Genomic DNA, 23032 nt, shown 5'->3' with positions numbered 1-23032 from the left:
CTCAGCCGAGCGAGGTGACCCAGAGGATCGTCGCATCCTCCGGGCTCACGGAAATCACGTTGTGGCCCATCGAGGCGTCGTAATAGGCGCTGTCGCCGCGGCGCATCTCCACCGGTTCGTAGAACTCGGTGATGAGCGTGATCACCCCTGTGAGCACGTAGAGGAATTCCTCGCCGTCGTGCCGCACCCATCCATCGAATTCCTCGAAGCTGCGCGCCCGGATCGTGGCGCGATAGGGCAGCATGCTCTTCTTGGTGAGGGAGGAGGCGAGCAGCTCGTGCTCGTAGGTGGCGGTCGGATGGGCCGTCCCCTGCCCCGATTTCGTCACCGACATCCGCCCCGAGATCTGCGCCTTGCGCGGCGGGGTAAAGAGTTGCGGCACGGAGATCTCGAGCCCCACGGCGAGCTTCTTGAGCGCATCGTAGGTGGGCGACATCTGCCCGTTCTCGATCTTCGACAGCGTGGAGCGGGCGAGCCCGGCCTGGCTCGCCGCCTGTTCGAGCGTCCAGCCCCGCGCCTTGCGTAGTTCGCGCACCCGCGCACCGAGATCGAGGGGCCGCGCCTCCTCGGGCGCGCCTTCGCCGCTTTCGCGGGCCAGCCGGATGAGGCTCGGTGTGTCGTCTCTCTCCATGGCCCTTTCTAGCGCCTCGCCGGGACAAAAGGGAAGAGCCGCGAAAAGAAAGCCCCCGGATGCTGTTGACCGCATCTCGGGGGCTCTTGTGGGGCAGGTGTCAGTTATGGGGGGACTGCTCGTGAGGTTTTTGCCTGCCCGTGTTCCGCGGTGACCTGCCGGCCTCAGCGCGCGTGTTTCAGCGCGCCGGTGAGGAATTCGATCTGCGACAGCTCGCCCGACATCCGAGGTGTCGAGAGCCGGTCGAGCGCCCCGCCCGCAATCGCCAGCGCCGCGATCGCGCCGAGCACCAGGGTGGCCATCGGCACGCCGAGGCGACGGTGGCGGCCCGGATGGTCGCGCCCCGTGGCGCGCGCGTGACCGTGATAGGAGCGAAACTCGTGTGACAAGGTGAAAGCCATCGTACCGGTATCCTGCGAACTCAAGAAAAAGTGTTTCGTTGCGATCAGTTAAACACGATTCCCCGCCCCGGTCATCCGCATCGAACTGAAACACCCGCGCCCCTGCCGCGGCGGAACGAACCGGAAACACAGGGCGAACATCGGCGGTTTGCAAAGTTGCAAACAGGCCGCGGACACAAGATCTGGGTCAACGGGAACATCGCCCAGCGGGAAAATCGTGAAGGGCAGGAATATTTTCCTTTTCTTGCCCCCTCCCCTTCGCCCGCCCGGTTCGCTAGGACTGGAGAGGACGACAAGGAGCCCGCGATGATCCCCCTCGATATCTTCCACGACCCGATCTGCCCCTGGTGCTATATCGGCAAGGCCCGGCTCGACCGCGCGCTCGAGGCGCGGCCGGATCATCCCTTCGCGATCCAGTGGCACCCGTTCCAGCTCAACCCCGACATGCCGCCCGAAGGCATGGACCGGCGCCGCTATCTCGAGGCGAAATTCGGCGGTGCCGAGCGCGCCCGCACGGCCTATGCGCCGCTCGTCGAGATCCTCGTGAAGGAGCAGCCGAAGGCCGACCTCGCCGCGATCACCCGCACGCCGAACACGCTCGACGCGCATCGCCTCATTCACTGGGCCGGGATCGAGGGCCGGCAGACACCGATGGTCGCCGCCCTCTACCGCGCCTATTTCCAGGAGGGGCGCGACATCGGCGACAGCGAGGTGCTCTGCGAGCTCGCCGCCCAGGTGGAGATGGATCCCGAGGCGGTGCGCCGCCTGCTCGCCTCCGGCGCCGACCGCGAGGAGATCGGGCGGCGGGACGCCCATGCCCGCGAGCGTGGCGTCAACGCCGTGCCGCTCTACATCGTCGGCAACCGCCACGCGGTCGAGGGCGCACAGCCGACCGACCTGTGGCTGCGGGTCATCGACGAACTCGCCGGACGCGAGGCGGAGAGCTGAGGCTCCGACCCTCTGTGCATTCGCGCAGAGGGGTTGCGACCGCCGGCAACTGGTCAATCCGGGAAACGCCGCATAGGTTGCGGGCGAATCCCCCCCGATTCTTCCCCCACGACGAGTGTCCCATGCCGCGCCGATTGCCCCAGATCGAATTCACCATCCTGCTCGCACTCATGTTCGCGACCGTGGCCTTTTCCATCGACGCGATGCTGCCGGGCCTGCCCGACATCGCCGCCGACCTCACGCCCGACGATGTGAACCGCGCCCAGCTCGTGCTCACTTCCTTCGTCTTCGGCATGGGTTTCGGCACGCTCGTCTCCGGCCCGGTCTCCGATCACTGGGGCCGCAAGCCGATCATCCTCTTCGGCCTCGGCCTCTATATCACGGGAGCGCTCATCGCAGGCTTCTCCGGCTCGCTCGAGGTGATGCTCGCCGGGCGCGTGCTTCAGGGCATGGGCGCGGCCTTCCCCCGCACCGTCGGCGTCGCGATGGTGCGCGACCTCTACGAAGGCCGGGAAATGGCGAAGATCACCTCCTTCGTCATGACGATCTTCATGGTCGCGCCCGCCGCCGCACCCTCCATCGGTGCCTTCATCATCGCGGGATTCGGCTGGCACGGGATCTTTGCCTCCTTCGTGCTCCTCGCCCTCATCGTCGGCACCTGGCTCGGCCTGCGCCAGGACGAGACGCTGCTGCCGGAGAACCGCCGCCACCTCAACTGGACCGATCTCGCCGGCGGCGTGCGCGAGGTCTTCGGCAATTACAACGTGCGGATCTATATCGCGATCCTGACGCTCGGCTTTGCCCAGATGTTCGCGATCCTCTCCTCGGTACAACAGATCTACGAAACCACGTACGGCATGGCCGACACCTTTCCCTACTGGTTCGGCGCGACCGCGCTGGTCTCCGCGGCGGGGGCGATCCTGAACGGCAACCTCGTCTCCCGGCTCGGCATGCATTTCATGATCCGCCTCGGATATTCGATCTCGCTCACCGCCTCGACCATCGCGCTCGTGCTGAACCTCGCCGGTTTCACGGACAGTTTCGCGATCTTCTTCCTGTGGACGGTGGCGATGTTCTCCATCGCCGCGCTGACCTTCGGCAACCTGAACGCGCTCGCGCTCTCGCCGCTCGGCCGGCTCGCGGGCCTCGCCAATTCACTGATCGGCGCGACCTTCACGATGGGATCGGTCCTGATCGCGGCGCCGGTCGGCCTGATGTTCAACGGCACCGCGATCCCCGTGGTGACGGCGGGCATGATCTGCTCCGGCCTCGCGCTCTTCCTGTTCCGGCTCGAGCGCCGCTGAGGCTCAGCCCTTCGCCTTCTGCGGGGCGGCCTTCGCGAACTTCGCCAGATCCTGCGCGATGGAAAAGGCGCCCTTGATCTTGTCGGCATCGCGGCTCCAGTCGCGGCGGATGACGATCTTGTTGTCCTTCACCTTCGCCTGACCCTTCTGGCCGTGGATGAACTCCACGAGCCCCGCGGGATTGGCGTATTTGTCGTTGTGGAACTGGATCGTCGCGCCCTTCGGCCCGCCGTCAAGCCGCGCAATCCCGGCCTCGCGGCATTTCTCCTTGATCCGCACGACGAGCAGCAGGGTGTTGACCTCCTTCGGCAACTTGCCGAAACGGTCGATCAGCTCGGCGGCGAAGCCTTCGAGCTCCACCTTCGTCTTCAGCCCCGAAAGCCGGCGATAAAGCCCGAGCCGCACGTCGAGATCGGGAACGTACTCCTCGGGGATCAGCACCGGCACGCCGAGATTGATCTGCGGCGCCCATTGCCCGTCCTCGAGGCTCACCTGTTCCTCGCCCGAGCGGATCCGCGCGATCGCGTCCTCGAGCATCGACTGGTAAAGCTCGAACCCCACCTCGCGCACATGGCCGGACTGCTCCTCGCCCACGAGATTGCCCGCCCCGCGAATGTCGAGATCCTGGCTTGCGAGGGTGAAACCCGCGCCGAGCGTGTCGAGCGAGCCCAGCACGCGCAGCCGTTTCTCCGCCTGCGGCGTGAGCGGTGCGCGGGGTTTCGTCGTGAGGTAGCAATAGGCGCGCGATTTCGACCGGCCGACCCGGCCGCGGATCTGGTAGAGCTGTGCGAGACCGTACATGTCGGCGCGGTGCACGACCATCGTGTTCGCGGTCGGAATGTCGATGCCGCTCTCGATGATCGTCGTGGCCAGAAGCACGTCATACTTGCCGTCGTAGAAGGCATTCATCCGCTCGTCGAGCTCGCCCGCCGCCATCTGGCCATGGGCGACGACGACGGAGACCTCGGGCACCTGATCGCGCAGGAACTCCTCGATCTCGGGAATGTCGGAGACGCGCGGCACGACAAAGAAACTCTGCCCGCCGCGATAATGTTCGCGCAAGAGCGCCTCGCGGATCGTCACCGTGTCGAACTCGCTCACATAGGTGCGGATCGACAGCCGGTCCACGGGCGGCGTGCCGATGATCGACAGGTCGCGCACCCCGGTGAGCGACATCTGGAGCGTGCGCGGGATCGGCGTTGCCGAGAGCGTGAGCACGTGGATATTGGAGCGCAGCGATTTGAGCTGTTCCTTGTGGGTCACGCCGAAGCGCTGTTCCTCGTCCACGATCAGCAGGCCGAGATTGGCGAATTTCACCGATTTCGCCAGAAGCGCATGGGTGCCCACGACGATATCCACCGTCCCGTCGGCCAGTTCCTCGCGCGTCTTCGCCATGTCGCGCGCGGAGACGAAGCGGGACATCGGCCGGACGTTGAGGGGAAAGCCGCGGAACCGGTCGGCGAAGGAGCGGAAATGCTGCCGCGCGAGCAGCGTCGTCGGCGCGATCACCGCCACCTGCGCGCCCGACATCGCCGCGACGAAAGCCGCGCGCATCGCCACCTCGGTCTTGCCGAAACCCACGTCGCCGCAGATCAGCCGGTCCATCGGCCGGCCGGCCTCGAGGTCGTCGAGCACGTCCTCGATCGCGCGAAGCTGATCCTCGGTCTCGCTGTAGGGGAAGCGCGCGCAGAAGGCCTCCCACATGTCGGCGGGCGGCTCCATGATCGGCGCCTTGCGGATATGCCGTTCGGCGGCGATGCGCATGAGCTTCTCGGCCACCTCGCGGACACGTTCCTTCATCCGCGCCTTCTTGGCCTGCCAGGCGCCGCCGCCGAGCTTGTCGAGAAGCCCCTCCTCATGGCCGTAGCGGCTCAGAAGCTCGATGTTCTCGACCGGCAGGTAAAGCCGGTCGCCGCCCGCATATTCGAGCAGGAGGCATTCATGCGCCGCGCCCGCCGCCGTGACCACCTCCAGCCCGCGAAAGATGCCGACGCCGTGATCGACATGGACGATCAGATCGCCGGGGGTGAGCGTGGAATATTCGGTGAGGAAGTACTCCGCCCGCTTGCGGCGCCCCGGACGGCGCACCAGCCGGTCGCCCAGCACGTCCTGTTCGGAGATCACCGTGACCGAATGGCCGCCGCCCACCGGCGCCTCGAACCCCTGTTCGAGCGCCCAGACCGACAGGTAGACGCCGCCCGTGCCTTCCGGCACGTCGCGCCAGTCCCCGATCTCGTTCAGCCCGCTCAGATCCTGATCCTCGAGCAGCGATTTCAGCCGTTCGCGCGCGCCCTCGGACCAGGAGGCGATCACCACCTGCCCCTGCTTGCGCCGTTTTTCGACGTGATCCGCCAGCTCCTCGAAAAGATTGATGCCCTCCATCTGGCGCTCGGGCGCGAAATTGCGCCCGATCCGCCCGCCGGCGTCGATGACGCCCGGCCCCGTGGCCTGCGCGAGCGGGTGGAAATGCAGCACGCGCCGCCCGGCCACCGCCGCCTCCCAGGCCGCGTCGTCGAGGTAGAGAAGTCCCGGCGGACAGGGCTTGTAGACGCTGTCGAGCCGGCCCTTCTGGGTGAGCGCGATACGCCGCGTCTCATATTGGTCGACGATGCCTTCCCAGCGCGAAAGACGCGCGGCAGTCGATTGATCGTCAAGGGAAATCACGGATTCCGGCAGGTAGTCGAACAGGGTTTCCAGGCGGTCGTGGAAATAGGGTAGCCAATGCTCGATCCCGGCGTGCTTCTTGCCGGCGGAGACCGCCTCGTAGAGTGGATCGTCGCTGCCCGCGGCCCCGAATTCGATGCGGTAATTCTGCCGGAAGCGCGTGATCGCAGCCTCGTCGAGGATCACCTCCGACACCGGGGTGAAGGTGATCTCCGTAAGGCTGTCCACCGTCTTCTGGCTGCCCGGATCGAAACGGCGCAGGCCGTCGAGTTCATCGCCGAAGAAATCGAGCCTCACCGGCAATTCATGCCCCGGCGGAAACACGTCGATGATGCCGCCCCTGATCGCATAGTCCCCGTGCTCGACCACCGTCGGCGCCTGGGTGAAGCCCATGCGCACGAAGAAGTCCCGCAGCTGCCGCTCGTTGACCCGCTGCCCCTTGCGCAGCCCGAAGGCGGCCTCCGCCAGCGTCTCCCGCGCGGGAACGCGCTGCATCGCCGCCGAAAGCGTCGTGAGCAGGACGAAGCGTTTCGGCAGCGCGCCATGGACGAGCGCCGCGAGCGTCGCCATCCGCGCCGCGGAGATATCGGCATGGGGCGAAATCCGGTCATAGGGCAGGCAGTCCCAGGCCGGGAAGTCGATCACCGGCAGGTCCGGCGCGAAGAAGCGCAACGCCTCGCGCAGCGCCGCGAGCCGCTTGTCGTCGCGCGCGACATGGACGACCGGACCCGCCGCCCGCGCCACCTCGCGCGCAAGAAGAAAGGCGTCGAACCCCTCGGGCGCTCCCCCGATCTTGATATGTTCCGTCACTCCGGCCCCCTTACCCGCCCAGCGGGCCGGTTGCGATATTCTGATACATGCCCCACATGGCGGTGACGAAGATCGACAGCATGCCGATGATCTGGACGAAGAGTCTGTGGCGGCGCAGGAGTGCGACAAGGGCCTCTCCCCGCGGCGCCTGTGCCGCGATCCGCCGCGCCGTGCGCAGGTTGAGCAACGCGACCAGCGTCATCGGAAACGCCATCAGGAAGACCGCCTGCGAGAATTCCGCCCCGTAGACGAAGCCGGTCACGCCGAGCACGGTGATGACGGTCGCGACGAGGGCGGTGATCAGGAGGCCGGAGACCTCCGCGATGTTCAGCAGGCGCCCGATGTTGATTCGCACCATCGCCTCGAGTTCCTCCATGCGCTCGCCCCCCTGCCGCCGCGCCTTCTGCGCGAGATCGAAGGGCACGCCGAGGACGAAATGGGAGGCGGTCGACCACAGCACCGCGAGCGCGATCCAGTACCACAGGTTGGAAAAGGACCGCATGTCGATGAGTTCGAAAAGGGTTGCGTAGAAATCCACGGTCGTCGTTCTTTCCCGGCGGGTGTGAGCCCGCTCTGCTCTTGCGCGGCGGCGTTTGTGCGTCCTGCGTCATCAATAGGACCGGGGCGCGGCGATTCCTACCCTTGAAGCGCCACAAAATCCATGCCACCCCAAGACCGACATCAGAAGAACGAGGCCCGCCATGACCCGCACCACCGCACCCTTTCCGCTCACCCGCCTGCGCCGGACCCGGAAGATGGAGGCGCTGCGCGGGCTCGTGCGCGAAAACCACCTCTCCGTGGCCGACCTGATCTGGCCCGTCTTCGTGCGCGAGGGCGAGGATGACGCGACGCCGATCCCCTCCATGCCCGGCGTCGAACGGCTGACGATCGACCGGCTGGTGCGCGCGGCCGTCGCCGCCCACGAGGCCGGGATCCCCGCCATCTGCCTCTTTCCCTATATCGAGCCGGAGCTGAAGACCGAGGATTGCGCCGGCGCCTGGGACGAGGACAACCTCGTCAACCGGGCGATCCGCGCGATCAAGGCCGAGGTGCCGGAGCTTGCGGTCATGACCGACGTGGCGCTCGATCCCTACAACATCAACGGCCATGACGGCTATGTCGTGGAGGGAGAGATCGTCAACGACATGACCGTCGAGGCGCTGGTGAAGATGGCGCTGGCCCAGGCGCGGGCGGGCGCGGACATCATCGGGCCGTCGGACATGATGGACGGGCGTATCGGCATGATCCGCCAGGTGCTCGAGGCGGAGGGGTTCGACAAGGTCTCGATCATGTCCTATGCGGCGAAATACGCCTCCGGCTTCTACGGACCGTTCCGCGACGCGGTCGGCGCCTCCGGCGCGCTGAAGGGCGACAAGAAGACCTATCAGATGGACCCGGCCAACGGCGACGAGGCGCTGCGGCTCGTCGAGCGCGACCTCCACGAAGGCGCGGACATGGTGATGGTGAAACCGGGCATGCCCTATCTCGACATCTGTCGCCGGGTGCAGGACCGCTTCGGCGTGCCGACCTTCGCCTATCAGGTCTCCGGCGAATATGCGATGCTCGCGGGCGCTTTCGAGAGGGGCTGGCTCGACCGCGAGAAGGTCATGCTCGAAAGCCTCATGTGCTTCAAGCGTGCCGGCTGCAACGGCATTCTCACCTATTTCGCGCCCGAGGCCGCGAAACTGCTGCGCGGGTGAAACTATAGATCGGCGAAACCTGACCGCCGCCACAATAGGTGGTGTTTTGGCAATGACAGCACTGCGGCACTGAGGCTATAGTGCCTGCGAGAACGGGCCAGGCCGCGCGCCCCGCGTGACCACCAAGAGCCCGACGAACGAGGATCTCGGCGCGCCGGAGGCCGTGTCGAGCAGTGAAAAGGGCTTACAGATGAGCATTACCAACCGAAGGACCTTTATGATCGGGCTGGGCAGCGCGGGGCTGCTCGCGGCCTGCGACAATTCCATGCGCTCGAGCGGTCCGGCGACCATCGACGCGCGGGTCGACGCCACGCTCAACCATCTCTACCAGAATTATCCGGGGACGACCGCGCTGCGCGACAAGGCGGTCGGCATGCTGGTGATGCCGCTCATCACCAAGGCGGGATTCGGCCTCGGCGGCTCCTACGGCCGCGGCGCGCTGCGCGTGGGCGGCGCCACCGTCGACTACTATTCCTCGACACAGGCGACCTTCGGCCTCCAGATCGGCGCGCAGCAATATGCGCATGTGCTGTTCTTCATGACCCAGCAGGCGCTTTCCGAATTCCGCAACTCGCCCGGCTGGTCGGCGGGCGCGGATCTCGAATACGCGGTCTCCAACCGGGGCGAGAACGTGTCGGCGGAAACGCTCACCTCGCTGTCGCCGGTGATCGCCGTCGTCTTCGGCCAGGCCGGGCTGATCGCCGGCGCCACCGTCGAGGGAACGAAATACACCCGGATCATCCCCTGATCCCCATCCCCTCCGAAAGATGACGAAAGCGGCCCAAGGGCCGCTTTTCTCATTGTCGGCCCCCCGTGAGCCCGACCATCCGCCGCCGTCCGGCGGGAAGCGTTCCGATCGCCCTGCGCGGTTCGGCCGATGGGAAAAACCTGCGGCGCGGTGCACCGGCGCCCACCCTTCATGCGTGTAATTTTCGGGCAGCCGGACAGGGTATCAAGACATGTTTACCAATACTTTTTATAGTTATTACATACTTAATAATAATTCATATAAACTTTTAGTTGTATTTTAAAGTTGGTTCGATATTCATTTCTGGCGTCTTCCACTTAACAGACGCGAATAACTGCATAGGAGAGGGACATGCCCCTTAACAATCTGACCTTCCTCACCGGCCAGCTCGCCGGACTTACCGGCACGCTGCAAAACACCGTCTCTGCCGTGACCACGACACTCAATCCGGCGCTGGTGACCGATGTCGTCGACGCCACGCTCTCGACCGTGACCGACACGCTCGACCTGGGCCTTCTCGACACCTCGAGCCTTGGCGAAACGGTCGGCACGGTCACCGATGCCCTCGACCTCTCCGTGGTCGAGGACACGCTCGGAAGCGTGACCGGCATCCTGGACACCTCCCTCCTCTCCGATGCGCTTGACACCGTCACCGACACGCTCGACCTGAGCGTCCTCGACGGCCTGACCGGCGGCCTCGATGCGGGCCTTCTCGACGGCACGCTGGGCACCGTCACCGGACTGCTCGACGCCTCGGTGCTCGACGGCCTCCCGGAAACCGTGACCGGCCTGCTCGACCTCGGCCTCGTGGAGGATGTCGCCGGCGGACTGGACCTGGACATCGTCGACACCCTGCTGGGCGGCACCTCCGACCTGCTCGACCTGTCCCTCGTGGACGGCGTTCTGGATACGGTGGAAGGCCTTCTCGGCGGCGTGGACACCGGCCTCGTGGGGGGCCTCCTCGGCACGGTCACCGGTGTGGTGGACGGGCTGGTGGGCACCGTCACCGACCTGACGGGCGACCTGCTCGGCGGCCTCGGTGATCTGGGCGGCCTCGGCGGCCTGGGCGACGACCTGCTCGCCTGATCCGGCGCCCGCCTGACCATTCCGGCCACCGCGGCTCCGGTCGCGGTGGTTCCCCGCGCGGAGCCGCCGGACCGTGTCCGGTCAGGGCACCGCTTCCTCGAGCACCCCATCCGCCGACATCTGCGCATAAAGCAACCCTTCGCGCAGCCCCCGGTCGGCCACGGAGAGGCGATCCGTGGGCCAGATCCGCAGCAGAGCCTGGAGGATCGCCGCCCCCGACATGATGAGCTCCTGCCGGTCGCGCCCGATACGCGGATCGCGCCTGCGCCCCTCCGGCCCGAGATCGAGATAGGTGCGGATCACCCGGTCGATCTGCTCCGAACTCATCCGCAGCCCGTCGACCTTGTTGCGGTCGTAGCGCTTCAGCCCCAGATGCGAGGCCGCGACCGTCGTCACCGTGCCGGAGGTGCCGATGATCTGGAACCCCTCGCGCGCGGGCTCGTTCGCATAGGGGGTGAAATCCGCGAGCTTCTCCTCGAAGAACCAGGACATGAGCGCGAACCGCGCGCCGTCGTCCTCCACGTCCCCGAACTGCTCCATCAGCGTCGCGACCCCGAGCGGCACGGAGATCCAGTCCACCACCTTCGCATGCGGAAACGGGCTGTCGGCATTCTTGAACCCGGTATGGAGGCGCATGATCGCCCGCGGCCGTTCGGCCCGCGGCACGGTGGACAGGTCGATCCAGACGAGCTCGGTCGAGCCGCCGCCGATATCGACGACGAGAAGCTGCTCCGTCCGCGTGGAGACGAGCGGCGCGCAGGAAATCACCGCGAGCCGCGCCTCCTCCTCCGGCTTGATGATCTCGAGCTGCAACCCGGTCTCGCGCTGCACCCGGCGCAGGAAATCCCGCGAATTGCGCGCCCGGCGGCAGGCCTCCGTCGCCACGAGCCGCATGCGCTTGACCTCATGCTTCTCGATCTTCTTCTGGCAGACGCGCAGCGCCTGGATCGTGCGGGAGATCGAGGCCCGGCATAATCGGCCGGAGGATTCGAGCCCGTTGCCGAGCTGAACCGATTTCGAGAAGCTGTCGACCACATGAAACTGGCTGCCCTTCGGCTGGGCAATCAGCATGCGGCACGAATTGGTGCCAAGATCCAGCGCGGCATAAAGCTCATGCGGATCGGCCATGTCAGGCGCGGGGGTTACGACCGCTTTCGGGAACGCGCCCGCACCTTTGGGACGCTTGGGCGCCATCGTTCACGCCCTCCATTTCAACTTGGCCCCACCATAGGCGAAGACCCCTTTCCGGGCAAGCGCCGCGATGGTGCGTCAGGGCGCGCCCCCCTGTGCACCGGCCAAGGCGCCTGCCCCTTCATGATCTTGTTGAGAATTTTTCAGACAACCCGCCCTTTTGCGCCCTGCGCCTTTCCAGTATGGCTTGCGGGAAGGATCGAGGGAGCGGAAGCGACATGTCCGAACTGACCATCATCTACTGGCGGGGCATTCCCGCACAGGTCCGCGTCGGCCGCGGCCGGCGCGCGGCGCGGGCCGTGCTGCCCGAACGGTTCGAACAGGCGATCGACCGCGTCGCGATGCGGATCGGAGCGACCGCGGGGGACGCCTATATGGCCGAGTGGCGCGACGTGACCGAACCCTGCGAGGGCGAGCCGCAGGCCGCCGCCGATGCGCGCGCCGCGGCGCTCGATGCACAATATGACAAGGCGCGGCTCATCGCGCTCGTGAACAACGACGGGCGCGAGCCCCACTGAAGGAGGCCGGGACGATGACCCGCACTGTGATCGAAAGCAAGACCAGAACCGTCGTGATCGGCTTTGACGAGCCGTTCTGCGTGATCGGCGAACGGATCAACCCCACCGGGCGCAAGAAACTCGCCGCCGAACTCGAGGCCGGCGATTTCTCCACCGTGGAACGCGACGCGCTCGAACAGGTGGCCTGCGGCGCCAATGTGCTCGACATCAACTCGGGCGCGGTGTTCTCCACCAGGATGGCCGAGGATCCGCGCTATGCCGACAACAATTTTGTCGAACCGCCGCTGATGCGCGATCTCGTCGCGCGGGTGCAGGCGGTGGTCGACGTGCCGCTCTGCATCGACAGCTCCGTGCCCGATGCGCTCGAGGCCGGGCTCGAGACGGCGGAAGGACGCCCGCTGCTGAACTCCGTCACCGGCGAGGAGGAACGGCTCGAACGCGTGCTCCCGCTCGTGAAGAAATACAACGTCCCGGTCGTGGCCATCGCCAATGACGACACCGGGATTTCCGAGGATCCCGACGTGCGCTTCGCCGTGGCGAAAAAGATCGTCGCGCGCGCCGCCGATTTCGGCATCCCCGCCCATGACATCGTCGTGGACCCGCTGGTGATGCCGATCGGCGCCATGGCCACCGCCGGGCACCAGGTCTTCACCCTCGTGCGCCGCCTGCGCGAGGAACTCGGCGTGAACACGACCTGCGGCGCCTCGAACATCTCCTTCGGCCTGCCGCATCGCCACGGGATCAACGCGGCCTTCCTGCCGATGGCCATCGGGGCGGGCATGACCTCCGCGATCATGAACCCGGTGCGCGTGCAGGAGATGGAGGCGATCCGCGCCGCCAACCTGCTGATGAACCACGATCCGGACGGCACGAAATGGATCGGCTTTTCGCGCGTGGCCGAGGCGGTCGCGCAGGGCACGCCCTTCTCCGAGGCCGCACAGGCCGCTGCCTCCGGCGGCGCCGGCGGCGGTCGCCGCGGCGGGGGCCGGCGCCGGCGCGGCTGAAAGGACGGCTGCCTCCGGCGGGGATATTTGAAAGCAGATGAAGGCCCGGCTCCTTCATCTGCTCGGAAGTATCCTCGGGGGTGAACCGGCCGCAAGGCCGGGAGGGGGCAGACAGCCCCCTGCGACGGAAATCTGACGGAGGACGGTGCATGACGAGGCTGATCGCGTTCAACAAGCCCTTCGACGTGCTCTCCCAGTTCACGGACAGGGGCACGGAGGGCACGGCGCGCGCGACCCTGTCGCGCTTCATCGACGTGCCGCGGGTCTATCCCGCCGGGCGGCTCGACCGCGACAGCGAGGGGCTGCTTCTGCTGACCGATGACGGCGCGCTCCAGGCGCGGATCTCCTCGCCGCGGCACAAGATGGAAAAGACCTATCTCGCCCAGGTGGAGGGCCTGCCGGACGAGGCGGCGCTCGCGCGGCTGCGGGCGGGGATCGAGCTGAAGGACGGCACGACCCGCCCTGCCCGCGTGCGCCGCGTGGAGGCCCCCGGCTGGCTCTGGCCGCGCACCCCGCCGGTGCGCTACCGCAAGTCCGTCCCCGATAGCTGGATCGAGCTGACGATTTCCGAGGGGCGCAACCGGCAGGTGCGGCGGATGACCGCCGCCGCGGGGTTTCCGACGCTGCGCCTCGTCCGTGTGGCGATCGGCCCCTGGCGGCTCGACGGCCTGGACAGCGGCGCGTGGCGCGACGAGGATCCGGCGAAAGCCGCCGGCAAGGGAAAGGCGACAGGATGAGCGACACGGATCCCCTGGTGATCTTCACCCCCTCGGGCAAGCGCGGCCGCGTGCCGGCGGGCACGAGCGTCCTGCAAGCCGCGCGCAATCTCGGCGTCGATGTCGACAGCGTCTGCGGCGGGCACGGGATCTGCTCGAAATGCATGGTGCGCCCCGCCTTCGGCACCCATCCCAAACATGGCATCACCGCCGCGGAAGACGCGCTCAGCCCCGCCAATGCCGTCGAACGCGCCTATCGCGAGAAACGCCCGGTGAAACCGGGATATCGCATGAGCTGCCAGACGCAGGTCCTGGGCGACATGGTGATCGACGTCCCCGCGGAAAGCCAGGTGCACAAGCAGGTGGTGCGCAAGGCCGCGACGGACCGGGTCATCGAGATGGATCCGGCCACGCGCGCCGTCTATGTGGAGATCGCGCCGGCCGACATGCACACGCCCTCGGGCGATTGGGAGCGCGTCACCGCGGCCCTGTCGGAGAGCTGGGGGCTCGGGGATGTGGCTGTCTCCGTCGCGATGCTCGCAGAGGTACAGGCGGCGCTGATCGCCGGCGGGAATGCCGTGACCCTCGCGCTCAACACCGCGCGCGCCGGGCGGCCCCGCGTCGTCGGCGTCTGGCCGGGATTTGCCGAGCCCGCGCTCTACGGGCTTGCCATCGACCTCGGCTCGACCACCATCGCGGCCCATCTCACGGATCTCTCGACTGGCGCTGTGAAGGCCTCGGGCGGGGTGATGAACCCGCAGATCCGCTTTGGTGAGGATCTGATGTCGCGCGTGTCCTACGCGATGATGACGCCCGGCGGCGCGGCGGAGATGACGGCGGCGGTGCGCGAGGCGATCGGCACGCTCGCGACCGAGCTCGCACAGGAGGCGGGTGTCGGGATCGAGGCGATCTTCGAGGCGGTCTTCGTCATGAACCCGGTGATGCATCACCTGCTGCTGGGGCTCGATCCGGTGCCGCTCGGCCAGGCGCCCTTCGCGCTCGCCACCGGCGCGGCGCTCGATCTTTCGGCCCGCGAGATAGGCCTGTCCTTCGCGGCCGAGGCCCAGCTCTATGTGCTGCCGCTCATCGCCGGCCATGTCGGCGCGGATGCCGCCGCGGTCGCGCTGTCGGAGGCGCCGCAGGAGCAGGAGGACCTGACGCTCATCGTCGATGTCGGAACCAATGCCGAGATCCTGCTGGGCAACCGGGAGCGGGTGCTCGCCTGTTCCTCGCCCACCGGCCCGGCCTTCGAAGGGGCGCAGATCTCCTCGGGCCAGCGCGCGGCCAACGGGGCCATCGAACGGGTCGAGATCGACCCCGTGACGAAGGAACCGCGCTTCCGCGTGATCGGGATCGCGCAGTGGTCGGACGAACCCGCCTTTGCCCGGAAGAGCACGCGCACCGGCGTCACCGGCATCTGCGGCTCGGGCATCATCGAGGCGGTGGCCGAAATGCGCATCGCCGGGATCATGGATGCCAACGGGCTGATCGGTTCGCCCGAGGCGGTGGGCAGCCCGCGCTGCCGGAAGGTCGGGCGCACCTATGAATACGTGCTGCACGATGCGAGCGCCACGGGCGGCCCGGTGATCTCGATCACCCAGGCCGATGTGCGCGCGATCCAGCTTGCCAAATCGGCGCTCTACGCGGGCGCGCGATTGCTGATGGACGAATTCGGGGTCGACCGGGTGGAGCGCGTGGTGCTCGCCGGCGCCTTCGGGGCCCATATCTCCCCCAAACACGCGATGGTCCTGGGGATGATCCCCGATTGCCCGCTGGAGAAGGTCACGAGCGCGGGCAATGCCGCGGGCACGGGGGCGCAGATCGCGCTTCTCAACCTCGGGGCCCGGCGGCGGATCGAGGCGCTGGTCCACGAGATCACGAAGGTGGAGACCGCCATCGAACCGCGGTTCCAGGAGCATTTCGTCGCCGCGAACGCGATCCCGCACGCGACCGATCCCTTCAGCGGCCTGCGCGCGCTCGTTCCCCTGCCGGAGCCGTCCTTCAACGCGGGACCGGACAGCGGACGCGCCACGCGGCGCGCGCGGCGCCGCCGCTGAGGCGGGATCCGCCCGCGACCGCATCGCCGTCTCTCGTCACGCATCCGTCAACAGGATGTGTAGTCGGCGTGCGCAACTTTCGCCAGAGGGTGTCGTTATCTCGCCAGAAGGCCCGCGGGCGTGCCGTGGGTCCGTTTATTTGCATGGTATCAACGGAGGTTTCGATGAAAACCCGCAGCAAGATGATCGCCCTGTCCACCGCCGCCCTGATGGCGGCCGCCCCGCTCGCCGCGCCGATCTACGCGCAAGCGGTCAACGGCGCGGAAATCCTCAACGAGGAGGCCCTGAACCCGGATGCCTCGATCGCGGAGAACGCGATGAAGGTCCAAAACCTCACGACCCTTGTCGAGGCGCTTCAGACCGCCGGCCTCGCCGAGGAACTGATGGGCGAAGGACCCTACACCGTCTTCGCGCCGACCAATGACGCCTTTGCGAAGCTGCCCGCCGAACAGGTCAGCGAGCTGATGCTGCCCGAGAACCGCGAAACGCTGAGGAATATCCTCGGGGCGCATGTCGTGCGCGGCGAATACACGCCGGAATATATCGACGAGCTGCTCTCCCAGGACGATATCGACCGTGACCCGCTTCCGGCCGGGATCGAGATCGGCGAGGAGGACCAGAGCGTGACGCTGACCACGGTGTCCGGCGACATGATCCACATCCGGAAGGGGACCGGCTCCGAGCTGATCCTGCGCGATGCGGCCTCGAACGTGACGACGACGCTCGCGGACAATGTCCAGCAGTCGAACGGCGTGCTCTACTTCGTGGATGGCGTGCTGATGCCGGCCCTGTCCTGACCCGGACTCTTGACCGGACGACGAACTTGCGGACCGGCGGGAACGAGATCCCCGCCGGGCTCGCGCTTTTCCGCAGCGGGCGTGTAAATGCGCTTGACCGCGTCCGCCCGTTTGACTACCTGTTCGGCCCAGGACGGCGGGTATGATGTAATGGTAGCCTGTCAGCTTCCCAAGCTGAACGCGCGGGTTCGATTCCCGCTACCCGCTCCATATGTCCCCCCTCCCTTTCCCGAACTCTTCGGCCCGCAACGACGCGACGTTTCGCTGGGATTTTCCCGTGGCTGCGCTTAGCGCTTGGGAAAATGAAGGAGTTTCCATGACCGATTTCCTGACCCTCGCCCGCGCGGCGCTCGCGGAGCGGCTGAAAGGCGAGAATTTCGAGAAGACCGTCAGCCTCAGGATCCGCGACGTCGGCAACCTGCTGATCTCCGGGGACAGCGCCGAGATTTCGGACGCCCGCGCCGATTGCGCGATCATCGCCGATCAGGCGAGTTTCGAGAAGATCCTCGCAGGCGAGCTCAATCCCGTCAGGGCGGCGATGTTCGGCAAGCTCAGGATCGCCGGGGACGCGAAGACCGCGATGAAATTCGGCGCCCTCTTCGGCTGAGCGCTCCGCGCGGAGGTCCGGAGCCTCAATAGCGGATCTCGGCCTCGTAGAGCGGCGGGACCTGGCGGTTTTCCGGCCCCTCCATCACATCGGACAGCGGAATGAAGAAGGTCGCGCTCCGGCCGTCCGCGCTCACCGCGCCATTGGTTTGCCTCACGCTCCTGCCGGTGAAGGTGAAGGACAGGCCATGACCCGCGATCCCGGCCATGAACAGGGGTTTCATGCCTTCGGGAATGTCCTCCTCTCCCCCTTCCATGCCCGGAGCGTCTTTCAGGAATTCCTGCGTATCCAGAGTGATACGGAGCGTCTTGAATCCACTCCTTTCGATTGCGAGCGGCAGGCCATCCTCCCGTGTCGGCAGCGGCATGTCCCCTTCCGCCAGAACGATCCTTCCTTGGTCGATCCAGTCCTCGCGGAAAAATCGGGTCTCCAGGGTGCAGCGTCCCGCCTCCGCGGTCAGCGTATAGATGCCGCCATTCGCCTCGCACCCCTCCCGCGGGTCCTTGCCCTCACCCGCCATCGCAAGGAGCTGGCTCGACATGGACCACTCCATGCGGGCCGTCTCCCTGCTCAGATCAAAGGCGAGATCCGCATCGAAACAGGCCGAGAGGCCCAGGACGGGAAGGAGCGAAAGCGCCGTTCTGTAAATGAAATTCATGAAATAAACAGTTCAAAATATTGTTTTCAGATGGAATTTACGTCTTCAGGTAGTCGACCAGCTGTAGCGTCGATCCATCCTTGCCCGCGCCGTCGGCCGTCCCTGCGAGCACGGGGTGCAGCGCGAGGGCGAGTTCCTTGCCCAGCTCGACGCCCCACTGGTCATAGGAATTGATGCCGAGAATCACGCCCTCGACAAAGACGCGGTGCTCGTAGAGCGCGACGATCTGGCCCAGCACGAAGGGCGTGAGTTTCTCGTAGGCCAGCACCGTGGAGGGGCGGTTGCCGGGGAAGACGCGGTGCCGGGCCTGACGCTCGAGCTCCGCGCCGGAAAATCCCTTTGTCTCCATGATCTCCGTCGCTTCGACCAAAGAGCGGCCGCGCATCAGGGCCTCCGACTGGGCGAGGCAATTGGCGACGAGCAATTCGTGCTGATGCGCGAGATCGGGCTCGTGGCCGTATTTTCCGACCATGAATTCGCAGGGGACGACTCGCGTTCCCTGGTGGATGAGCTGGTAGAAGGCATGCTGGCCGTTCGTCCCTGGCTCGCCCCAGACCACCGGTCCGCTGTCGAAGGGCAGATCCGTGCCGTCCATCGCGACCCGCTTGCCGTTCGATTCCATCTCGAGCTGTTGCAGATAGGCCGGAAGGCGCAGGAGGCGCTGTTCGTAGGGCAGCACCGCGCGCGTCGCATGCCCGCAGATCTGGTTGTGCCAGATGCCGACGAGGGCAAGCAGCGCGGGCAGGTTCTCCGCCCAGGGCGCGGTGCGGAAGTGCCGGTCCATCGCCTGCCCGCCGCGCAGGAAATCGGTGAAGGTCCGCGGCCCGATCGCAAGCATCAGCGACAGGCCGATCGGCCCCCAGACGGAATAGCGCCCGCCGACCCAGTCCTCGAACCCGAAAACGAGATCGGGGGCGATGCCGAACTCCGCCGTCTTGTCCCCCGCGGTCGAGAGCGCCGCGAAATGCCGCGCCACGCCCGCCTCGCCCAGGGTCTCCACCAGCCAGGCGCGCGCGGTCTTCGCATTGGTCATCGTTTCGATGGTGGTGAAGGTCTTCGAGGCGACGATGACCAGCGTGGTCCGCGGATCGAGCCCCGCGAGCACGTCATGCACATGCGCCCCGTCCACGTTGGAGACGAAATGACAGCGCGGCCCGTCGACATAGGGTTTCAGCGCCTCATAGGCCATCACCGGGCCGAGATCCGAGCCGCCGATGCCGATATTCACCACATCCTCGAAAGGTGCACCGGAGACCCCCGTGGCCTCGCCGCGCCGCAGGCGGTCGGCAAAGGCTTCCATCCGGGCGAGCGTGTCGCGCACGCCGGGCATCACGTCCTTGCCGCCGACCGTCACCGGACCGCCATCGAGATTGCGCAGCGCCGTGTGCAGGACCGCCCGTCCCTCGGTGTCGTTGATCTTCTCGCCGGAGAACATCGCCTCCCGCTTCTCGGCCACGCCCGCCGTATCGAGCAGCCCGAGGAGCGCCTCGCGCGACTGGGCGTCGATATTCGTCTTGGAATAGTCGAACAGCAGCCCGTCGGCACGGGCCGAAAACTCCGTGGCCCGGTCGGGATCGCGGGAGAAGAGATCGAGGATATGGCGGTCGCCTGCGGCGGCATGGAGCGCTTTGAGCGCGGCAAAATCTACGGGCATCTGGCCTCCGGTCACTTGAACGCGCCGCGGACCGGCGACGCGCACGGATTCTCGTTACTGCTGCGGCGACTGTGTTTCAGTCCCGCCGGGGCGTAAAGCCCAAAAGCCGCGGTCCGGGCGGCCAGGGATCAGGCCGCCCAATGCACCGTCGCCTCGGGCAGGAAGGCCGCGATCGGCGCATCCTTCGGGTCGCGTCCCGCCGCCGCCTCGAGCGCGGCACGCTTGTCTTCGCCCACGATCAGCACATGGGTGCAAAGCGCGGTCCTGAGCGCCTTCGCCGAAAGGGTGATCCGCGGCTCGGCCACCCCCGGCGCGCGCATCGCGAGCAGCACGGGCGCGCGGTCCGACAGCGCCAGCTCGAGCTGGTCGGCACCGGGAAACAGGCTCGCCGTGTGCATGTCCGTGCCCATCCCGAGCAGCAGCACGTTGATCGGCAGGGTCGCCTCGACCGCGGGCATCAGCGCCTCGAGCCCTTCCTCGGGCGTCGGCACGTCGCGGTAGAGCGGCACGAGCCGCGCGGCGGCGGCCTTCCCGACCAGCAGCCGGTTCTTCAGAAGCGCCGTGTTCGAGCGTTCGGAGCTTTCCGGCACCCAGCGTTCGTCGTTCAGGAGCACATCCACCCGGTCCCAGTCGATGCTGAGATCGGAGAGCGCGTCGAACACCGGACCCGGCGTCGTTCCGCCGGGCACGCAGAAACTCACCCGCTCGCGTGTGTCCAGCGCGGCGCGCAATTCGCCCGCGATCCGGTTCGCCAGATCGAGCAGCAGCACCTCACGGTCAGGATATTCCACGAAGTCCATCAGCGTATCTCCCGCCAGCGCCGGCCCTCGCGATGCAGCATCATCGCCGCATCCTCCGGCCCGCTGGAATAGGCATCATAGGTTTTCGGCACGTCGCTGCGGAGCTCCCAGCCCTGGATGATCGGATCGGTCCAGGCCCAGGCCGCCTCCACCTCGTCGCCGCGCATGAACAGCGTCTGGTTGCCCCGGATCACGTCCATGATGAGGCGTTCGTAGGCGTCGGTGATCTCCTCCGCCTCCTCGCCCAGGGCCTCGGCAAAGGACATGTCGAGCGGCACGTCGATGAGGCGCATCCCGCCCGGTCCCGGCTCCTTGATCGTCACCTTGAGCGTGATGCCCTCGTTCGGCTGCAACCGGATCGACAGCACGTTCGCGTGCCGTCCGGCCTCCTCGCCGAAGATCGAATGCGGCGCATCCTTGAACACCACGGCGATTTCGGAGGTGCGCGCCCGGAGCTTCTTGCCGGTGCGCAGGAAAAACGGCGTGCCCGCCCACCGCCAGTTCGAGATCATCACCCGCATCGCCACGAAACTTTCGGTGCGCGACCGCGGATCGCCGACATCCTCGCGGAAGGAGGGCTCCTCGCCCTTCGCCTCGTATTGCCCCCGCACGATATGGTGGTGATCGACCGGCTCGAGCGCGCGGATGACCTTGAGCTTCTCGTCCCGCACCGCATCCGGGTTGAACCGCGACGGCGGCTCCATCGCGATCAGGCACAAAAGCTGCATCAGGTGGTTCTGCACCATGTCGCGCATTGCGCCCGCCCGGTCGTAATATTCGCCGCGCCCGCCGACGCCTACCGTCTCGGCCACTGTGATCTGGATGTGATCGACATACTGGCTGTTCCAGAGCGGTTCGAACAGGATATTGCCGAAGCGCACCGCCATCAGGTTCTGCACCGTCTCCTTGCCGAGGTAGTGGTCGATCCGGTAAATCTGCGTCTCCGCGAAATGCCGGGCGAGGTCGGCGTTGAGTTTCCGCGCGCTCTCGAGATCCCGGCCAAAGGGTTTCTCGACCACGATCCGCGCGTCGGGATCGGCGATGCGATGGCTCATCAGGCGTTCGGCGAGATCGCCGAACAGCGACGGCGCGACCGAGAAGTAGTAGGCCTTGATCACGTCGTCGCGCATCTTCGCCTTGAGATCGTCCCAGCCGCCCTCGCCGCGCGCATCGACCTGGACGTAGTCGAGCCGGTCGAGGAAGGCGCCGATCCCCTCCTCCTCGCATTCGTTCTTCTTGGAGAATTCCCGGATCGCGTCGCCCACCATCTGCCGGAATTCCTCCGTGCTGTGGTCGGACCGCGCCGCGCCGATCACCCGTGCCGTCTCCGGCATCTGCCCCGCGCAGAAGCGGCGGTAGAGGCCCGGCAGGATCTTGCGCCGGGCGAGATCGCCGGTGCCGCCGAAAATGACGAGATCGAAATCATCCACCGGAATGACGCGTGAGACCATGCCTTCCCTCTCCTTGCCCGATTGCCCGTTCCGTCGTGACCCGCAGCGCCCCGCACCCCGTGGTCCGGCTCCGCGCCCTGCGATCGTTAGCGCTAACGCGCCCTGCTTACCGTTCCGACCGCCCAGAGTCTAGCACCTCGCCGCATCCTCTCAAGAGGTGAGGCCGAAAAACCGGGGGCACCTGGCCCACGGCGCTTCGGACAGGGCTTTTTCATCGCGGACACAGGGAGTTAACCACCGGGAGGGCGCGCGCGCTACCGCGCAGGACAGTTCACCGGCAAAGGGCCTTGCCCGGTCCCGGCGCGACAGGCGCCCCCGCCGCGGGCGGTGTCCCGCCCCGCCTCGCGGTCATGCCTCCAGTTCGGTGTCCCAATAGAGGAAGTCGATCCAGCTTTCATGCAGGTGGTTCGGCGGAAATTTCCGTCCCATGTTGCGCAATTCCTCTGCGCCGGGCGCGCGCGGCGGCTTGCGCAGGCTCATGCCGGCCTGCCGCAGCGATTTGGACCCCTTCCGCAGGTTACAGCGCGAACAGGCCGCGACCACGTTTTCCCAGCTCGTGATCCCGCCGCGGGCGCGCGGGATGACATGGTCGAAGGTCAGATCCCCCCGCGAACCGCAATACTGGCAGCAGAATTCATCCCTCAGAAACAAATTAAAGCGCGTGAAGGCCACGCGCTTTTGGGGTTTGACGTAATCTTTCAGGACGACGACCGAAGGGATGCGGATCCTGCAACTGGGACTGTGAACGTAATCGTCATATTCCGCGACGATATCCACCCGGTCGAGGAACACCGCCTTGATCGCCTCCTGCCATGGCCAGAGCGATAACGGATAATAGGAAAGCGGCCGGTAATCCGCGTTCAGCACGAGCGCGGGATGCGCCCTCCCCGCATTCGGTTCCCTGACGAAATGTGTCCTGAAGTCTCCGTCCATGGCCGTCTCTACCCACCCTGCTCACCAGTTGGTCGCGGGACGGGACAGCCCGTCCCTCGTGTGTCATCACTATATATCGGGGCGGCTGCCTGACAAGCCCCAGCATATGCGAAGTGTCCTGGGTGAGGGTCTACACGGGCTTCGTGACGTTCCGGTGACGCCCATGTGACGATCACATTGCCGAAGCTTTGGGCAGTTTGCGGAAAACGTCCATCGCGGCTCCGACGGACCGGCGGCATCTTGGCCGCTGTCCGTCCACCTCGAAACGTCGGATCCGGATCGCGCGGGCCGCCTCAGCGGCGGCGGCGACGCGCCTCGCGGCTGTCGAGGCGGATGCGAAGCGGGAGACGTTCG

At 66.6% G+C, this 23032-nt stretch carries 21 protein-coding genes and 1 tRNA gene; 12 read left to right on the top strand and 10 right to left on the bottom strand.

The genetic code is table 11. From position 1 onward, the window contains the following. Position 1: 1 nt before the first annotated feature. Together P73_RS12835 and P73_RS12830 are read right to left on the bottom strand one after the other, a co-directional pair. Positions 2-631: a helix-turn-helix domain-containing protein gene (locus tag P73_RS12835; RefSeq protein ID WP_043869866.1), complete on the bottom strand. Its 630-nt coding sequence runs from the start codon at positions 629-631 to the stop codon at positions 2-4. Between the two features lie 164 nt (positions 632-795). Then, positions 796-1032 (bottom strand): hypothetical protein, encoded by a 237-nt coding sequence (locus P73_RS12830; RefSeq protein ID WP_043869865.1) that lies wholly within the window; start codon positions 1030-1032, stop codon positions 796-798. 306 nt (positions 1033-1338) lie between these two features. Between P73_RS12830 and P73_RS12825 the strand changes: the two genes are divergently transcribed. Together P73_RS12825 and P73_RS12820 are read left to right on the top strand one after the other, a co-directional pair. Next, positions 1339-1980, top strand: a complete 642-nt coding sequence (locus P73_RS12825) for a DsbA family oxidoreductase (RefSeq protein ID WP_043869864.1) — start codon at positions 1339-1341, stop codon at positions 1978-1980. 122 nt (positions 1981-2102) lie between these two features. Further along, a complete protein-coding gene (locus P73_RS12820; protein WP_043869863.1) occupies positions 2103-3284 on the top strand; it encodes a multidrug effflux MFS transporter in 1182 nt (393 codons plus the stop codon). A 3-nt stretch (positions 3285-3287) separates the two neighbouring features. On the opposite strand, the gene mfd is transcribed toward P73_RS12820, so the two are convergent. Both mfd and P73_RS12810 read right to left on the bottom strand, forming a co-directional pair. Beyond that, entirely contained in the window at positions 3288-6758 is a 3471-nt protein-coding gene (gene mfd / locus P73_RS12815; RefSeq protein ID WP_043869862.1) for a transcription-repair coupling factor, read from the bottom strand. 10 nt (positions 6759-6768) lie between these two features. Beyond that, the gene (locus P73_RS12810; protein ID WP_043869861.1) at positions 6769-7296 is read right to left on the bottom strand and encodes a hypothetical protein; all 528 of its coding nucleotides are present in this window, start codon (positions 7294-7296) and stop codon (positions 6769-6771) included. A 163-nt stretch (positions 7297-7459) separates the two neighbouring features. Here P73_RS12810 and hemB point away from each other — a divergent pair, with 163 nt between their 5' ends. The 3 genes from hemB (at position 7460) to P73_RS12795 (ending at position 10292) form a co-directional block, all read left to right on the top strand. Continuing rightward, positions 7460-8458: a porphobilinogen synthase gene (gene hemB, locus P73_RS12805; RefSeq protein WP_043869860.1), complete on the top strand. Its 999-nt coding sequence runs from the start codon at positions 7460-7462 to the stop codon at positions 8456-8458. 190 nt (positions 8459-8648) lie between these two features. Further along, positions 8649-9206 (top strand): lipid-binding SYLF domain-containing protein, encoded by a 558-nt coding sequence (locus P73_RS12800; RefSeq protein ID WP_043871689.1) that lies wholly within the window; start codon positions 8649-8651, stop codon positions 9204-9206. A gap of 351 nt (positions 9207-9557) precedes the next feature. Continuing rightward, a complete protein-coding gene (locus P73_RS12795; protein ID WP_043869859.1) occupies positions 9558-10292 on the top strand; it encodes a hypothetical protein in 735 nt (244 codons plus the stop codon). 81 nt (positions 10293-10373) lie between these two features. Here the strand turns inward: P73_RS12795 and P73_RS12790 are convergent, their stop codons facing one another. Continuing rightward, entirely contained in the window at positions 10374-11486 is a 1113-nt protein-coding gene (locus tag P73_RS12790) for a Ppx/GppA phosphatase family protein (RefSeq protein WP_043869858.1), read from the bottom strand. Between the two features lie 215 nt (positions 11487-11701). On the opposite strand from P73_RS12790, the gene P73_RS12785 reads away from it, so the two are divergent. The 7 genes from P73_RS12785 (at position 11702) to P73_RS12755 (ending at position 17182) form a co-directional block, all read left to right on the top strand. Further along, entirely contained in the window at positions 11702-12001 is a 300-nt protein-coding gene (locus P73_RS12785; protein WP_043869857.1) for a virulence factor, read from the top strand. A 14-nt stretch (positions 12002-12015) separates the two neighbouring features. Continuing rightward, positions 12016-13005 (top strand): methyltetrahydrofolate cobalamin methyltransferase, encoded by a 990-nt coding sequence (locus P73_RS12780; protein WP_043869856.1) that lies wholly within the window; start codon positions 12016-12018, stop codon positions 13003-13005. A gap of 149 nt (positions 13006-13154) precedes the next feature. Continuing rightward, positions 13155-13742 (top strand): pseudouridine synthase, encoded by a 588-nt coding sequence (locus tag P73_RS12775; protein ID WP_043869855.1) that lies wholly within the window; start codon positions 13155-13157, stop codon positions 13740-13742. Beyond that, the gene (locus P73_RS12770; protein WP_043869854.1) at positions 13739-15778 is read left to right on the top strand and encodes an ASKHA domain-containing protein; all 2040 of its coding nucleotides are present in this window, start codon (positions 13739-13741) and stop codon (positions 15776-15778) included. Before P73_RS12775 ends, P73_RS12770 begins: the two co-directional genes overlap by 4 nt. Positions 15779-15942: 164 nt before the next feature. After that, positions 15943-16575: a fasciclin domain-containing protein gene (locus P73_RS12765; protein ID WP_043869853.1), complete on the top strand. Its 633-nt coding sequence runs from the start codon at positions 15943-15945 to the stop codon at positions 16573-16575. A gap of 136 nt (positions 16576-16711) precedes the next feature. Next, positions 16712-16785: transfer RNA gene (locus P73_RS12760), tRNA-Gly, on the top strand. 106 nt (positions 16786-16891) lie between these two features. Next, complete coding sequence (locus P73_RS12755; RefSeq protein WP_043869852.1) at positions 16892-17182, top strand: SCP2 sterol-binding domain-containing protein; 291 nt, start codon at positions 16892-16894, stop codon at positions 17180-17182. A gap of 25 nt (positions 17183-17207) precedes the next feature. Here the strand turns inward: P73_RS12755 and P73_RS12750 are convergent, their stop codons facing one another. From P73_RS12750 to P73_RS12730, 5 genes are all read right to left on the bottom strand, one after another. Continuing rightward, positions 17208-17840, bottom strand: coding sequence for a hypothetical protein (locus P73_RS12750; RefSeq protein WP_043869851.1), 633 nt, complete (start codon positions 17838-17840; stop codon positions 17208-17210). A gap of 37 nt (positions 17841-17877) precedes the next feature. After that, positions 17878-19494, bottom strand: a complete 1617-nt coding sequence (gene pgi / locus P73_RS12745; protein ID WP_043869850.1) for a glucose-6-phosphate isomerase — start codon at positions 19492-19494, stop codon at positions 17878-17880. 128 nt (positions 19495-19622) lie between these two features. After that, positions 19623-20294, bottom strand: coding sequence for a 6-phosphogluconolactonase (gene pgl, locus P73_RS12740; protein ID WP_043869849.1), 672 nt, complete (start codon positions 20292-20294; stop codon positions 19623-19625). Beyond that, the gene (zwf, locus tag P73_RS12735; protein ID WP_043869848.1) at positions 20294-21745 is read right to left on the bottom strand and encodes a glucose-6-phosphate dehydrogenase; all 1452 of its coding nucleotides are present in this window, start codon (positions 21743-21745) and stop codon (positions 20294-20296) included. Before zwf ends, pgl begins: the two co-directional genes overlap by 1 nt. 348 nt (positions 21746-22093) lie before the next feature. Beyond that, entirely contained in the window at positions 22094-22678 is a 585-nt protein-coding gene (locus P73_RS12730; protein ID WP_043869847.1) for an HNH endonuclease, read from the bottom strand. Between the last annotated feature and the right edge of the window lie 354 nt (positions 22679-23032).

Origin of the sequence: Celeribacter indicus (genome assembly GCF_000819565.1) — a bacterium.
Classification (GTDB): domain Bacteria; phylum Pseudomonadota; class Alphaproteobacteria; order Rhodobacterales; family Rhodobacteraceae; genus Celeribacter; species Celeribacter indicus.
The sequence above is the reverse complement of the archived record's forward strand: the minus strand, read 5'-3'. Positions and strand labels throughout refer to the sequence as shown.